Source organism: Thermodesulfovibrio yellowstonii DSM 11347, from assembly GCF_000020985.1.
In the GTDB taxonomy this organism is placed as follows: Bacteria; Nitrospirota; Thermodesulfovibrionia; order Thermodesulfovibrionales; family Thermodesulfovibrionaceae; genus Thermodesulfovibrio; species Thermodesulfovibrio yellowstonii.
On the sequence record NC_011296.1, the window covers coordinates 1,988,104 to 2,003,803 of the forward strand.

The window sequence follows — 15,700 nt, forward strand, 5'->3', positions numbered from 1 at the left end:
ATGAGCTATTTTATTGTTTTTGCAGGGAAAGGTGGCGCTGGGAAAAGCACCCTTGCTGCATTAACAGTAAAATATCTGCTTAATAGAAACTCAAATCCTGTGCTTGTTGTAGACGCAGACCCTAACTTTTGCCTTCCTGAACTTTTAGCAGTCAAAGTTACAGAAACACTTGCATCAGTAAGGGATAATGCCTTGAAGGATAAACCTGAAGGCATGAGCCTTGATGAATGGCTGGAAATTCAGATAAATAGAATTGTTGAAGAAGCTAAAGGATTTGACCTTATTGTTATGGGAAGGCCTGAAGGTAGTGGATGTTATTGTGCAATTAATAATGTTTTAAAGAGAATTCTTCAGGAAATTGCAGAACAATACAGGTATATAGTTGTTGATAATGAAGCTGGAATGGAACATATAAGCAGAGGTATTGTAAATAAAATTGACCTTTTATTTATTGTAAGCACTCCTGCTAAAAGTAGCATTCAAGCTGCTCTGAGGATAAATGAGCTTACCAAAGAGCTCGGTATAACTCCAAAGAAGAAAGTCCTTATTATAAATATGGCTTTTAAAGAATTTGAGAATTCTGAAAAACAGGAACTTTTAAAACATTTTAATAAAATTCATTATGTTTTTTTTGATAAAGATTTTATGAAATTCAGTGAAACTGGCAGAAGCGTATTCAGCCTTTCTGAAGAAGAAGCTGTATGGAAAAACTTTAAAAAGATTTTGGAGGATGAAATTGAGTGAAAAATTTGACAAGCTTGTTGAAATAATGGAAATTCTACGCTCTGAAAAAGGTTGCCCCTGGGACAGAGTCCAAAATCATGACACTCTTAAAAGATATCTTCTTGAAGAAACATATGAACTTATAGAAGCAATTGAAAATAAAGATCCAAAATCTATAAAAGAAGAACTGGGAGATTTAATTCTTCAGATAGTTTTTCATAGTCAGATAGCAAAGGAACAGGGTAATTTTGATATAAACGATGTAATAGATTCAATTATTCAGAAAATGATAGGAAGGCATCCTCATGTATTTGGAGAGGCAGAGTTTAAAACTCCTGAAGAAGTTTTAAATCAGTGGGATGAAAGAAAAAAAGAAGAAGGTAAGCTTGGTAGTTCAATACTGGAAGGGATTCCTTTGGCACTTCCTTCATTGCTTAAAGCATACAAAATTCAGTCAAGGGTGGCAAAAGTTGGCTTTGATTGGGATAATGTTGATGGAGTGATTGATAAGATTAAAGAAGAACTCAAGGAAGTCCAAGAAGCTATTAAAATAGGTGAAAAAATAAAGATAGAAGAAGAAATAGGTGATTTACTTTTTAGTCTGGTAAATCTTGCCCGTTTTCTTAGGATTGATCCAGAAACTGCTCTAAGAAAAACTAATAGGAAATTCGAAAAAAGATTTAAAAGACTTGAAAAACTTGCTCAACAAAAAGGCAAAAGCCTGAAAGATATGACACTTAGTGAAATGGATAGCCTCTGGGAAGAGATAAAAAATTCTGAATAATTTTACTTGATGCCGCCTCAAGGTTTAAACAGTTACCGATATTGTCATTTTGCCATTCCTGATGCAGTTCCTGTAAAATTCCCACTTCCATAAACACCTGATGCCGCACCTTGCATATTAATAGAGCTATTATATGAACCACCTGATAGCTGTATAGGATACGCTATATCATTAGCTATGGTTGCTGACCAGTTTCCACCTGACCAATATGTTGGAGTAAAATTAACAGAACCTGAAGCACCTGAGGTTGCATTAAGTGTTACAGATTGATTTAATGTTGGAGTTCCACTGTAAATTCCATTTATATCTGCCGTGGACCAGAGAAGTGGCTTTTGACCTGCTTGAGTTGAAAAGAAAATAACATTATTCATATTTACTGAGAGATTATTCCCTGAACCACTAAAACTTGCTCTGCCAACCTCAACTACTGGAATGTTCAGTTTTCTCAGTTTTTCCTGTTCTTCTGTAAAATTTGTTCCAGATGTATTGCATTTTCCACCAGGGCATGCCATACTTAAAAAATTCGCTGTTTCAAGAACTGTTCCTAATGTTACTGCCTGCCAGTATTTATTTGTTGGGTCAAATGTTCCTAATGTTTCACCCACAAATATTCCTGTTAAAAAAGGAGTTCCTGTTATATCTGCAAAATATCCATAGGTTTTACCATTAATTATATTCTGAACAGAATTTTCAGTCCCCCATAAATTTCCCTTTAACAGAGCACCAAAGGAACCTTGAAAACCTCCTTCAAAACTTCCAGTATATGTTATATCCCATAAACCTGTGGGGACAGTATTATATGTTCCGCCCATTCCAATCAATCCTGCTCCGAAGGTGTAATAATTCGTATTTGTATCCATGATTATGTAACCTTCCTGATTCTGTAATGTAATGCCATATGAATTTGTATCAATGCTCAGATTTGATACAACTGCTGGCGAAGGTGAAGAAGGAATTGAACCTGCTGCAAGGGTTACAGCTTTGACATTATTTTCGCCTTCAAGAAAAAATCTTTTTTCAAGACTCAAAACATTTGATGTTCCATCTGTTGAGAGATTCCCGATGAAAATTCCCTTATTCGTTGAATCATTATATATTCCTGCAACATACGTGCTGAAATTATAGGATGTATCTGTTTTCTGCCCAAATCTACCACCTATATAACCAGAATATCTTAATGATCCTGATGACCAGTTAGTTGGTGCATACCATAGATAAGATGAACCTGAATTGAAATCTATTTCATTACTTGAATCATTTATTTTGCCCATTGAATACAGGCTTCCCTGTTCCTTACTCCAGAAACTATCTCCGCCAAGATAAGAATTAATTCTTGCTCCTGTTACAGCAAAATTCTCTTTATAAATCTTGCTTGTATTTGCATCTGATACAATATTGCTTAAATGAGAAAGCTCAACAATAGGTTCATAACCTCCAATTACTATTCCAACCCATTTATTGCTGCCTAAATTGCCAAACATTTTACCTTCAATTATTCCATAATGAGTTGGAGTCATGAATCTGCCTTGAAAGGTTCCCTGAATTTTTCCTGATGAAACTGTTGCCTCTGAAACGCTTCCCAGCCAATAATCAGGCGTTGTATATGATGCATCCCTATTATCCCATGAATCTCCACTGAATTCAAGTTTAAGCCCTGTAGGTAGTGTTGCAGAGTGGGAACCACCAAGCTCTATCCCAAAAACTCCCCACGATTCTGGATTACTTCCTTTTTTAAGAGAAAGAGTAGCAGAACCAATAACACCATAAGATGTGTTACTTATATCCTGTTTAGATATTGTTGGAGTCCCGCTTCCACCTGTAAAATATCCCTGATAACTGCCCTGAATATAATCTGACCATGTAGACATGGTTGAATAACCAACTGTTTTCTTTTTGAATGTAAAGGCAGGCTCAATATCAATAAGATGTATTTCTTTGTATAAATTTTGATTTGTTCCATATGGTGAACCTTTAAGAATTCCTGCAGAGCCATCAGAACCTATGTATAATCCATAAATAGCATAATTTTGGGATGAATCCTCACCAATACCTCCTGCATAACCCTTTAGCTTTAAACTACTTCCAGAATTTTGCTGAAAATTACCCCATACCATAGATGTGTCCTGTGTAACATCAGGAATATAACCAATTCCATAATTTTCTGTTTTGTATGTTACTGTATCATTTATGCTTGATGGTAAAATCAGCTCTCCTGTTTTTCCAATAAGTATTGTAGACTGTCCGCCTCCTTGAACTTCATCTATTTTAGTGCCATCATAGTAATGATGATATCCCGTAAATTTAGCAGATAAACTAAGTTCCTTCACCTCTATCCAAGGTTCTGTAGTCACTGATTTTATCCCGCCAGATTCCATAGTAAGCGTGGAATCACCGCTTCCTGTAAAAAGATAAGTTGGTGTAAGCAGTCTGAAATAAGAAGAAGATGTCGGACCTTTTAATATCCAGTATCCTTCTGTAGCATTACCCCCTCCTGCTTTAAATGTAGAATTAAAAGAAACAGGGGATGAAGCTGTAAGCTTTGCTATACCTTTGTCAACTGTCAATGCTCCTGCGACATTTCCAGTCACTGAACTGTTTGCTGAGGTATCAGTTGCAATATTCCCCGAAAATGTGCTTGACTTTGGATAAACTATTGATGAAGACCACTCTTTGTTATTTCCGTAACTGTCTGTTGCTTTTATTTGAATCTCATAGGAACCATAAACATTGATTGAAAAATCAATGTTATTTTGAGCTGTTGTGTTTACATCCTTCCATTCATCCCAATCTGAAGTTTTAGTCCTATACCTAACAATAACTGGCTTGTTTGCCTCTACTTTATATGTTATTTTCCACTCCCCAGAAATTGGGGCTTCAATGCTGTAAAGCATAAAATTAACGCTCAAACTTTCTGTAATTTTTGTTGTTTCAGTAATTGGAGGAGTTGTCTCCTTTGTTGAAAGTCTTGGTTCAGAAGAAGTCTCTGGATAAAAATTAACAGCAGTAGGCTCTTCTGGATTTCTCAGAGGATATTCTGATACAAAAGGCTTTTCTATGTTTCCTTCTCTCTCAACTTTGCTTGGTGTTATATCTTTCTGTTCACTTTGTATTTCCTTAGAAGTCAAAGGTTTTGGCAGTTCTGGTGGAAGTTTCTCTCTTATAACTGTTGCCTGACCTGCTCCTACCTCAACAACTCTTTCAGGTATATGGAGATTATAACAGTAAACTTTTCCAGTTAAGACTGTTACTGTTGAATAGGTAGGATAGTGAGCAACCACATAATTTGTTCCTCTTACTCCTGCAACTGCTATTGGTGTTTTTATCTCAAATCTGTTAGCCTTTGGGAATGCCTTTATCTTCTCAACACTTTCCTTTGCTACAAAAGCTCCTGCCTTCCCTCTGGGAATATTAAGAGTGACTCTGAAACTATGAGCATCTGCAAAATATTCACTAATGTCAATTCTGCTACGAGGAGCAATCTTTACAACCGTTCCGTCCCTGAATGTGAGTTCTGCCCTTGAATCAGTTTTTGTTCTTATTATGTCATTTAAATAAACAGGCTCATTTATTTTTACCATAACAGCAGGAGGCTTACCCCCTCTTAAAATATCAACCTTCCCCTCTAATGCTGTGATTTTACCTACTTCCTGAGCTAAGGCATTGCTTAAGAATAAAAAACTGATAAAGGCTATTAAAATTAAAATTTTAAGCCTCAGCATCTTAAGCCTCCTTAAAAGCTAAAACTCAGCTCAACACTGTAAATGTTTCTCTTATAATCATAAATTGGAAAGTTTGAGTCAGCCCTTAAGTGATAGTAGCTGAGATTAGTCCTCAGGGTTTTTGAAATCTCAAAGATAACTCCTGCTGTTAATGAATATATTTGGTCTCTTCTTTTTTCAGCGGTTTCCGGGAAACCCTTAACCCCTCTTCCTGTGTATGTATTTATGTTTCTGTAGTTTTGCCATGTGTGGTCCCCTGCAATCTGGAGTATGAGTTTTTCAGTAAGGGGACATACAACTCCAGCAGATAATCTATGAGACAGGGAGTCCCAGTTGATTCCCTGAGTATCATCAATCATATATTCATATTTTGAATAAAAAACTCCTTTCTCCTTAAAGGGATAAAAATATCCTGCTGAAATACTGTATTGGTTACTATCCCTGTCTTCATTAGGATCAGCATCTGCTGTATACTTAAGCATCTCCCTTTTACCATATCCCGCTGAAAACTGGAAAATATGTCCAGCAGCAATCTGAAGGCTCACTGTAGGGGTGAGTGAAAAAAGTGACATATATTCCCTCTCATTAAGCCACATATGAAAGTAACTCAAGGGAAGTGTTATAAATCCCTTTCCAATATTTATACCGGGAGTAAATGTAATTGTGCTCATGGTTGTGTCAAACTTATAGGAAGAAAAATAGTTTTTTGTATAAATGCCAAAGTCTCCTATAATAAATAAGTTTCCTGATAGCAAGGGTTTCCAACTGAGCTTCATATTTGCCACCTGTGCAGAGTCTCTTTTTCCTGAAATCTCATCAACTGCTGAGACTCCAATCAGAGTTGTTGGTTTTGATACCACGTTGTCATCATACTGATATCCCAGAGACAAATAAATGCTCAACTCCTTGATGGCTGTTTTAAGGGCAGCAAGATAATCAGAGGCAAACTCTGCAATATCTGTTTGGGGCTCAATCTTTATCAATCCTTCAAGAGTTTTCATAGCCTCCTTAATCTTCCTTTCAGCAGAGTAGGTGAGTGCTATCTGAAGGTCTGATACCTGAGTCAGAGCAGAATCAATGGATTTTGCTCTTTCAAAGGCTTTTCTTGCCTCCTCAAACCTGCCCATCTTTGAAAAAACAAGACCCTTTAAAAATAGAATCTTTGAAGGCATTATAAACTGTTTTTCAGCTTCTGTGAGCCATTGCATTGCTTCCTTCAGTTCTCCAAGATGGTATAAAACTTCAGCTAATTCAAGATATGCATCATTTATTCTTGGTATGTCTGTCAAAGAGTTGTAAAAATATTTTTTTGCACTTCTGTAATCCCCTATTTGCTTGTATGTAAGCCCAAGATAAAAACTTGCAAGTGTTGAAGGCTGTGTTCTGTAAATTTTTTTAAATATCTCAAGAGCTTCTTCATAATTTTCCTGCCTGTATTGTTCAATCCCCTTTTGAAATAAATCTTCTGCATATAGTGAAACAGGAATAAATATCAAGAATAATATTAAGAGAGCATTTATGAGGGTTTGATTAACCATAAAAAATTGAAAAAAATTGTAAAAAATTGTTTTTTAAAAAATCAATATCTTTTAAGATGTTTATTTAATCTATATATGACGAGAATATTATGTTTTACTCATTTTTTTACGATTGAAACCCCTTCTGTCTTCTTTGTATTTCATGTGTTTTAGTATTATAATTATTCTTAAACTTATATGAAATCTTTTGTTAAACATATTATTTTTAAATTTGCTCTTAAATTTTTTATGGGGCTTGGAAGAATTCTCGGGAAAAAACAACTTATTACTGTTTCATCTTTTTTAGGAAGTTTATTATATTCTCTCTCCTGGAAAAGAAAGAATGTTGCCTTTGATAATTTAAAAATTGCTTTTGAACAACAATATAAAGAATCTGAACTGAAAAAAGTCTTAAAAAAGTTTATTCAAGAAATTATTCTCACTGCCCTTGAGATTGCCTTTATTGTAAAAAAGAAAGAAAAACTTGCTCAATGGGCTAAAGTTTCAGGCATTGAACATCTTGATGAAGCATTAAAAAAACGCAAAGGAATAATTGCATTGAGCGCGCATTTAGGTAATATTCCTGTCATGCTTGCATGGCTTGCTGAGAAAGGTTATCCTGTTGCTGTTCTTTTTAAAGAAGGGAAATATCTTCCCGAAGGATTTTTATACAATCTTATAAAATCTTATAAAATTTATCCAATTCCCTTTCGTTCTGATAGAGAAGTTCCTAAGGAAATAATAAGCGCTTTAAATAAAAATATGATTGTCTTTATACTTGCTGACCAAGCAAGACCTGGTATTTATGCAAAATTTTTCGGCAAGTATGTTCAGTGCCAGAAGGGTGCGTTTGTTATAGCACAGAGAAAAGGTTCTCCGCTTGTTCCGATTTTTATTGTAAGGGGAGAAAATGGGCATGAAATCAAAATTTATCCTGAGATAGAATTACAAAAACAAGTTGAAATCCTTATTGAAAAATATAACTGTCTTCTTGAAGAATTAATCAGAAAGTATCCTGAACAGTATTACTGGTTTCACAGAAGATTTAAGAGAATGAGGGTTCACTAAACTGCAAATGCCACAGTTCACTGTAAAGCCCTCCTTTTGCTAAAAGCTCTTCATGTGTTCCCTGTTCTATAATCCTACCTTTGTCCATAACAATAATTTTATCAGCCCGCTTTATTGTAGAAAGTCTGTGGGCAATAACTAAAGTTGTTCTACCTTTCCTCATCTGTTCAAGAGCTCTCTGAATTTTTTCTTCAGATTCAGTATCAAGGCTTGCTGTGGCTTCATCAAATATTAAAATCTTCGGCTCTCTTAAAATAGCTCTTGCAATTGTAATTCTCTGTTTCTGCCCACCTGAAAGCAAAATACCTTTTTCCCCAACCATTGATTCATAACCTTTTGGCAGCTTTATTATAAAATCGTGGGCATCTGCCATTATGGCAGCTCTCTCAACCTCTTCTTTGGTGGATGAGATATTACCAAACTTTATATTATTGATGACTGAATCATTAAATAAAATAATATCTTGTGTCACAAGAGCTATTTGAGAACGAAGGCTATGAAGTGAAAAATCTCTTATGCTCACTCCATCAATTAATATATCACCTTCTGTTGGATACCAGAATCCTGCAAGCAAATCTGCGATTGTGCTTTTTCCTGCTCCTGATGGACCAACTATAGCAACTGTTTCACCAGCCTGTATTTCAAAATTAATATCTTTGAGTGTATAATCTTTTGAAAGAGGATATCTGAATGAAACATTTTTAAAAACTATATGGCCATTTATTTCTCTTTTTTCGCCTTTTTCTGGCTCATGTTCAACAAATATAATCTCCCTAAGTCGCTCTATAACATTTCTTCCTCTTTGAAAGGAGGCATTAACACGACTAAGCCTTTTTAAAGGCGTATACATAAGAATTACTGCTGTTGCAAATGAAAAAAAGTCACCAGAAGAGATTTTATCATTAACAACAAGATACCCTCCATAAAAAAGAATAATAGCAACACCTATCCCTGCTATAGTTTCTGAAATAAGATTTGTAAATTCTTCTGTTCTTACTTCTCGCATAATATTTCTATAGTGTTCATGAAGTGCGTTCCTGTATCTTTGTTTCATGTCAGATTCCATGGTGAAAGCTTTTATTATCTTTATGCCCTGCAATGTTTCATGTAGAAGTGTTGTTATTTTAGCGATTCTAAGACGGGTTTTCATTCCAATATCTTTCATCCTTTTTCCAAATTCTGTCATAGAATAAAGCATCAATGGAATAACAACAAAAGAAAGCAATGCCAGATCCCATCTGCGATAAAAGGCAACACAGGCTAACACAATGACCGTAAGCCCTTCAACCAGAAAATCTTTGATAGTGTTTGAAACCGTGCTTTTAAGCAAGTCAGCATCATTGAGAACTTTAGAAATAAGATTTCCTGAACTGTCTCTGCAAAAAAATGACATTGGAAGCTTTAAAAGTTTTTCATAAAGCGCATCTCTGACAAACTTAACAATCTTAGAACCAACTGAATTCATAATATAATTATTAATAAAGGTAAAAACTCCTCTCAAACTAAAAAGAATAATAACCAGAAGAGGAATTAAATAAAGAAACTCTGCTGATTTTTTTATAAAAATCTGGTCCATTGCAGGTTTTACTGACCATGCAATAGCTCCATTGATTCCAGATATTGATAAACTGCAAAGTAAGGCAAAAAGAAGTCTTAGCCTGTGCTCTTTTATAAGTCTCCAGAAAACCGCAAAATCATCCAGCCATAATTTTTTAAACTTTATTTTGAAATATTTTTCTATTTCCATTGTTTTTCCCAAACTTTAGCGTACTTAAGAAATGAATAAAAACTGTAAAAAAATGCAAGAATAAAACCCCTTAAACCATCAAGAAATCCCAATTTTATAAAAAACATTTTAAAAAATGTAAATACAGGAGCAAAAAAAATCTTTAAAACTATCTTACATTTTGACGGATTCTTTTTTATTAACTCCAATGCTCCATAGGAAGAATAAATCTGCATTTTCTTAATAAAGTCTTCAAAAGTTTGATATGTATAATGTAAAATAGGTTCTTTTACGTAGCCCACTTTACCATTAACAATAACCTTCTCATGAACTTCTCTAATCTGCATTTTCCCTTTGTCTTTCCTAAATAGTCTTAGCGTATAATCTGGCCACCATCCGCTGTGTTTAATCCATTTCCCAAGAAAAAAATTTTTTCTTGGAATAAAATATCCATCAAAATCATCATTGCTTATTTTTTCAGTTATTTCCATTTTTAAAGCCTCTGTAACTCTTTCATCTGCATCAAGAATGAAAACCCATGGCAGTGTTGTCTTTTCAACAGCAAATTGTTTTTGGGTTGCAAAACCTTTCCATTCTAATTTATAAATTTTATCTGTATAGTTTTTGCAAATTTCAACTGTTCTGTCTTCACTAAAAGCATCTACCACAACAATCTCTTCAAAATCTTTTACAGATTCCAGAGCATCCTCAATATTTTTTTCTTCATTTTTTGTAATAATTGCAATAGAGATAGGGATTTTCAAAAAACTTAGCCTCCTATTGTGGACATAGGCCTTAAAGGCTTTGTATGTTCTGACATACCCTGAGGTTTTAAATGAATGGTTTTGATAATTGTTTCTCTTATCTCTTCTGTAGAGGCGCCGCTTCGTAAAATCTTTTTTATGTCCACTTCTTTGTCAGAAAAAAGACAAGGTCTTAGTTTACCATCAGCAGTTAATCTAAGCCTATTACATCTAACACATATATGTGTTGTCATAGGACTTATAAATCCAAGAAAACCCTTTGCTCCTGCAAGCATGAAGTACTCTGCAGGACCTGACTTCTTCATCTGTACTGGAATAAGTTTTCCGATTTTATTCTCTATTCTTTCCTTTATCTCATCTTTTGATATAAAAAGTTCCTTTTTCCACGCATTCTGACCAACAGGCATAAACTCTATAAATCTTATCTGATATTCTACTTTTTTACTCCATAGGGCAAATTTTTCTATTTCATCATCATTAATGCCTTTCATTACAACAACATTGACCTTAACAGGTTGTAAACCAGCATTTTTTGCCTCATCAATACCTTCAAAAACATCATCTATTAAACCCACTCTGGTTATGGCTCTAAATTTATTTTCATCAAGGGAGTCAAGGCTAACATTCACTCGTTTTAAGCCTGCATTATATAAATCTTTAGCAAACTTTTTAAGAAGAACTCCATTTGTTGTCATTCCAATGTCTCGTATACCTTCTATTCGTGCAAGTCTTTCAATAAAACTGACAATGCCCTTTCTTAGAAGAGGCTCACCACCTGTGATTCTTATTTTTGTTATCCCTAAATCTACGCCTATTTCAACAATTTTTAATATTTCCTCATAGCTCAATATTTCATGATGAGGTAATAAATTGGTTATGCCTTCTTCAGGCATACAATAAATACACCTAAGATTACATCTGTCAATAATGGAGATTCTTAAGTAATCTATATTTCTGTTAAAATTATCCTTCATTGTTTTGATTTAGTTTTTGTTTTAGATTTTGTCTTTGTTGATTTTTTCCCTGAATTCTGACTCTTAAGTATTTCTGCTATTTTTTGCTGAGCAATTTCTGCTTCCTTTGATTTAGGATATCTCTCAATAACTCTTTCAAATACAACTTTTGCTGTTTTTTTATCTTTCAACTCTAAAAATGCCATTCCTTCTTTAAGAAGTGCACCTGGTGCTTTATCGTGCTTTGGATATTTCTTGAGAAATTCTTCATAAGCAAGAATCGCATCTTCATATTTTTTTTCACTATAGTAAGTTTCTCCAATCCAAAAATATGAGTTGGGAAGAAGCTCAAAATCAGGATAATTCTTTGTAATCTCCTGAAATTTATCTCTTGCCGAGGCATATCTTTTTTCTTTTATGTCTACATGAGCGGAATCATATATTTCTTTGGGATTTTTTAATTGTCCTGGCGATATTTTCTTTTGTTCTGGTTCTTTCTGTGGAATAGGCTGTTGTGGCTGTGTTAGTTTAGCCTGTAATTCTGCGATTTTATCACTTAGCTCTTTAAATTTTTTGTCATTGCTGTAAGAGCTTTCTTCAAATCTTCCTTTCAGTATCTGTAATTCCTTTACATAATCCTGTGTCTGAGCAATAAGCGTGAGCTGTCCCTCCTTTAATGCTGTGGCTGTAGATAAGTCAGAAGACATCTTATCCATTCTCGTTTTAAGTTCAGAAACTTCTTGCTTTAGTTGACTATTTTCAATATGTAGTTTGGTAATATCTGCCCTTATTTGTTCATACTCACCTGTGGTAACACAACCAGACAAAAAAACAGCAGACACTATTGCAGTAAAAAATATCTTGCTTTTAATCTTTTTCATTTCCCCTCCTCTATAAAAACAAAGTGTGCCCTTCTATTTTTCTGCCAGCATGATTCATTTTGTTCTGTGCATAAAGGTTTTTCTTCGCCATAGCTTATTATATCAATCCTTGAGGATATGATTCCGAGAGTTATTAGATACTGCTTTGCAGAATCAGCTCTTTTTTGCCCAAGTGCAAAATTATACTCATTTGTTCCCCTTTCATCACAATGTCCTTCTATAATAACCCTGAGTTTAGGATATTTCTGCAGATAGGAAGCAACTTTTTTCAGTGTAGGCAAATCATCTTGTCTAACATCGTATTTATCATAATCAAAATGTATATCACCTATCTCTTCCTGAAGTTTTTTAATAAGTTCCGCCATTTGAGAAGTAGTAAAAGAAGTTTCTTCTTCTGATGGCTTTGTTTTTTCTATTTCATTTCCTTCTTCTTTTTTTACTATTCCTGTAGTTTCCTTTCCATCAGGCATATAAATTTTCCTTTCAGCACAGGCAATAATCAAAAAAAGACAAAAGATAGCTAATAAAATAATTTTAATTTTCATTTTATGCCTCCAGGGAGCATTTTTTTGGCAGGCTCTTTGATTTGTATCATATTTATATAATACAACAATTAATATTATTTGCTAACATAAAATTAAAATAAAATTTTAATATAGCCTTGAAATATCCGCAACAGATTTTAATAATTCTGATAAATGCTGCAATAATGCAAGCCTGTTTCTTTTAATTTTTTCATCTTTATCCATAACAAGCACATTATCAAAAAAGTTATTTATCGTAGGTGTAAGTTTGTGTAAATAGTTTAATGCTTCAAAAAATTGCTGAGAATTTAAATATTCATAAAGATTTTCTTTGTATTTTTCTATTTCATTAAAAAGTTTTTTTTCTTCTTCAGAGGAAAAAAGCTCAGGGTTCAATTCAAACTTTTCATAATTTTTAATAATATTTGAAACCCTTTTTACAGCAAGGAAAAATTCTTCAAAATCTTCCTTACTGCGGAACAACGATACTGCTTCAAGTCTTTTTTTAATCTCATAAACTGGTCTGATTAAAATGAAATCACTTATTGTTTTTATTAAATTAACATCATATCCTGTTGACTCAAGATAGCTTTCAAATCTCTGAACAATAAAAATTGAAATCTGCTCCTTTAATTTTTCATCAACAAATTCTTGTATCATACTTACAGTTTCTAATAAGCTCAAGGAATATTTTTTCTTTAAAAGTATAGATATAATTCCATTTGCTGCCCTTCTTAAGCCAAAAGGGTCTTCTGTTCCTGATGGAATTTCACCAAGATAAAAAAAAGTTGCTATATGATCAAGTTTATCAGCAAGGCTTATGATGCATCCTATATCATTAGATGGAATTTCATCAGTAAATCCTTTTGGAAGATAATGTTCTCTTATTGCCAAAAAAACTTCCTCTGGCATGCCTGCATTTTTAGCATAATATCCACCCATTATGCCTTGTAATTCAGGAAACTCTCCAACTACACCGCTTGCAAGATCAGCTTTACAATAATTTGCAGCAATCTTTACCAACTCTGTTTTTTCAGGAATTAATCTATCACTAAGTCTTTCAGCAATTCTTATAATCCTTAAACTTTTATCATAAAGACTTCCAAGCTTTTTATGATAAATTATCCCTTTAGTTGCCTCAAGAAGATTTACTAAGCCTTTTTTGAGGTCTTCCTCATAGTAAAATCTTGCATCCTCAAATCTGGCTTTTATAACTCTCTCAGCTCCTTTTTTAATGTTTTCCTCATTTTCTGCTTTTGTATTGCTTACAACAACAAAGTAATTTTTAAGTTTCCCTTCATTATCTATGATAGCAAAATATCTCTGATGGTCCTTCATAACTGTAATAAGTAACTCTTCTGGAAGTTTCAGATATTGCATGGAAAAACTGCATAAAACAGAATTTGGAAATTCAACAAGATAAGTTACTTCTTCAATAAGTTCATTATTCCATAAAATTTTTCCGTTTACTTTTTTAGCAAGCTCTTCAGCCTGAGTGAGTATAATTTTTTTTCTTTTTTCTGGGTCAACTATAACAAAAGCTTTTTCAAGAATAAATTCATAATTGTCAACTCTATCAATATTCAATGGATTTTCGGAAAGAAATCTGTGTCCTTGTGTTTTGTTTTCTGTTTTTATACCTTCTATCTCAAAAGAAATAAACCTATCATCATATAAAGCTAAAAACCATCTTACAGGTCTTATAAATCTTAATGTTCCTTCTCCCCATCGCATCATTTTAGGAAAATTTAGAGAATAAAAAAGATTTCTTAGAATTTCGGGAAGAACTTCTTCTGTTTTTTTGCCTTTTTTAGATAAAACTGCACATACATAGTTTCCTTTTCCTTTAGGTTTAATCTGAAGCTGGTCAACCTCAATACCTTGAGCCTTTGCAAAAGCATAAGCAGACTCCTTTGGCAAGCCTTTTTCATCAAAGGCAACATGCACAGGAGGTCCCCAGACTAATTTTTCCTCTGATGCCTGCTCTGAAGATAGTTCTGCCAGAAGGGTAAGTCTTCTCGGAGTTGCGTAAACTTTTATAGATTCCAACTCAATTCTATATTCAGAAGTAATTTTTTTAAAGTTTTCCTCTATTTGACTGATTGCTAAAGGAATAAATCTCGCAGGAATCTCTTCTGCTCCAATTTCAAAAAGAATTTTACCCATTTATTACTCCATACCTTTTAATTAAATAAGATTCAGCACAGGCTTTTGCAAGAGTTCTTACACGAGCTATATAATTGGTTCTCTCTGCCACAGACAAAACCCCACGAGCATCAAGGAGATTGAAAAGATGAGAACACTTAAGACAAAACTCATAAGCTGGGAAAACCAGTCCTAACTCCCTTAGACGATTTGATTCTCTTTCATATTCATCAAAATGTTTTTTGATTATTACTGGGTCTGAGTGATCAAAATTAAAGTATGAAAACTCTATTTCAGGCTGTTTGTGAATATCTCCATAAGTAAATTTTTCATTCCACTTTATATCAAAAACATTTTCCACTTCCTGAAGATACATGGCAATTCTTTCAAGACCGTATGTAATCTCAACAGATACAGGTTTTAAATCAATACCTCCAACCTGCTGAAAATAAGTAAACTGAGTTATCTCCATTCCATCAAGCCATACTTCCCAGCCAAGCCCCCAAGCGCCAAGAGTAGGGCTTTCCCAGTCATCTTCAACAAATCTTATGTCATGTTTTAAAGGGTCTATTCCAAGTGCTTTAAGGCTTTCAATATATACTTCCTGTGAGTTCTCTGGAGAAGGCTTCAGAATAACCTGATATTGATAATATTGCCCGAGTCTGTTCGGATTTTCTCCATATCTTCCATCTGTTGGACGTCTGCATGGTTGAACATAACCTGTATTCCAGCTCTCTGGGCCTAAAACTCTGAAAAAAGTAGCAGTGTGAAATGTCCCTGCACCAACTTCTATATCATAGGGTTGCAGTATCACGCATCCTTTCTGAGCCCAGTATTTATTAAGTGTGAAAATTATTTCTTGAAAATACATAGATTTTCATGATACTTTAGCATAG

The 15,700-nt window shown here is 34.0% G+C and carries 12 protein-coding genes; 3 read left to right on the forward strand and 9 right to left on the reverse strand.

The features are described from left to right. The gene (locus THEYE_RS10305) at positions 1-744 is read left to right on the forward strand and encodes a carbon monoxide dehydrogenase accessory protein CooC (protein ID WP_012546853.1); all 744 of its coding nucleotides are present in this window, start codon (positions 1-3) and stop codon (positions 742-744) included. Beyond that, positions 731-1,507: a nucleoside triphosphate pyrophosphohydrolase gene (gene mazG, locus THEYE_RS10310; RefSeq protein WP_164924877.1), complete on the forward strand. Its 777-nt coding sequence runs from the start codon at positions 731-733 to the stop codon at positions 1,505-1,507. The genes THEYE_RS10305 and mazG overlap by 14 nt, the downstream gene beginning before the upstream one ends. Before the next feature lie 44 nt (positions 1,508-1,551). Here mazG and THEYE_RS10315 read toward each other — a convergent pair whose 3' ends face one another. Both THEYE_RS10315 and THEYE_RS10320 read right to left on the reverse strand, forming a co-directional pair. Continuing rightward, the gene (locus THEYE_RS10315; protein ID WP_012545116.1) at positions 1,552-5,226 is read right to left on the reverse strand and encodes a FecR family protein; all 3,675 of its coding nucleotides are present in this window, start codon (positions 5,224-5,226) and stop codon (positions 1,552-1,554) included. An 11-nt stretch (positions 5,227-5,237) separates the two neighbouring features. Continuing rightward, positions 5,238-6,764 carry a tetratricopeptide repeat protein gene (locus tag THEYE_RS10320; RefSeq protein WP_012546669.1) on the reverse strand — a complete coding sequence of 509 codons (1,527 nt, stop codon included), beginning with the start codon at positions 6,762-6,764 and terminating at the stop codon, positions 5,238-5,240. A 177-nt stretch (positions 6,765-6,941) separates the two neighbouring features. Here THEYE_RS10320 and THEYE_RS10325 point away from each other — a divergent pair, with 177 nt between their 5' ends. Further along, positions 6,942-7,811 carry a lysophospholipid acyltransferase family protein gene (locus tag THEYE_RS10325; RefSeq protein ID WP_012545432.1) on the forward strand — a complete coding sequence of 290 codons (870 nt, stop codon included), beginning with the start codon at positions 6,942-6,944 and terminating at the stop codon, positions 7,809-7,811. On the opposite strand, the gene THEYE_RS10330 is transcribed toward THEYE_RS10325, so the two are convergent. The 7 genes from THEYE_RS10330 to THEYE_RS10360 all read right to left on the reverse strand — a co-directional run bounded on the left by THEYE_RS10330 (position 7,789) and on the right by THEYE_RS10360 (position 15,675). After that, positions 7,789-9,558, reverse strand: coding sequence for an ABC transporter ATP-binding protein (locus THEYE_RS10330; protein ID WP_012545590.1), 1,770 nt, complete (start codon positions 9,556-9,558; stop codon positions 7,789-7,791). The genes THEYE_RS10325 and THEYE_RS10330 overlap by 23 nt on opposite strands. After that, positions 9,549-10,301, reverse strand: coding sequence for a glycosyltransferase family 2 protein (locus THEYE_RS10335; protein WP_012546558.1), 753 nt, complete (start codon positions 10,299-10,301; stop codon positions 9,549-9,551). The genes THEYE_RS10330 and THEYE_RS10335 overlap by 10 nt, the downstream gene beginning before the upstream one ends. 5 nt (positions 10,302-10,306) lie before the next feature. Continuing rightward, positions 10,307-11,275, reverse strand: a complete 969-nt coding sequence (gene moaA, locus THEYE_RS10340; protein ID WP_012546124.1) for a GTP 3',8-cyclase MoaA — start codon at positions 11,273-11,275, stop codon at positions 10,307-10,309. Next, complete coding sequence (ybgF, locus tag THEYE_RS10345; RefSeq protein ID WP_012545231.1) at positions 11,272-12,135, reverse strand: tol-pal system protein YbgF; 864 nt, start codon at positions 12,133-12,135, stop codon at positions 11,272-11,274. The genes moaA and ybgF overlap by 4 nt, the downstream gene beginning before the upstream one ends. Further along, positions 12,132-12,680, reverse strand: coding sequence for a peptidoglycan-associated lipoprotein Pal (pal, locus tag THEYE_RS10350; RefSeq protein WP_012546782.1), 549 nt, complete (start codon positions 12,678-12,680; stop codon positions 12,132-12,134). The genes ybgF and pal overlap by 4 nt, the downstream gene beginning before the upstream one ends. A gap of 105 nt (positions 12,681-12,785) precedes the next feature. Next, positions 12,786-14,825 carry a glycine--tRNA ligase subunit beta gene (gene glyS / locus THEYE_RS10355; RefSeq protein ID WP_012544914.1) on the reverse strand — a complete coding sequence of 680 codons (2,040 nt, stop codon included), beginning with the start codon at positions 14,823-14,825 and terminating at the stop codon, positions 12,786-12,788. Further along, a complete protein-coding gene (locus THEYE_RS10360; protein ID WP_012546794.1) occupies positions 14,818-15,675 on the reverse strand; it encodes a glycine--tRNA ligase subunit alpha in 858 nt (285 codons plus the stop codon). Before THEYE_RS10360 ends, glyS begins: the two co-directional genes overlap by 8 nt. Positions 15,676-15,700 lie beyond the last annotated feature (25 nt).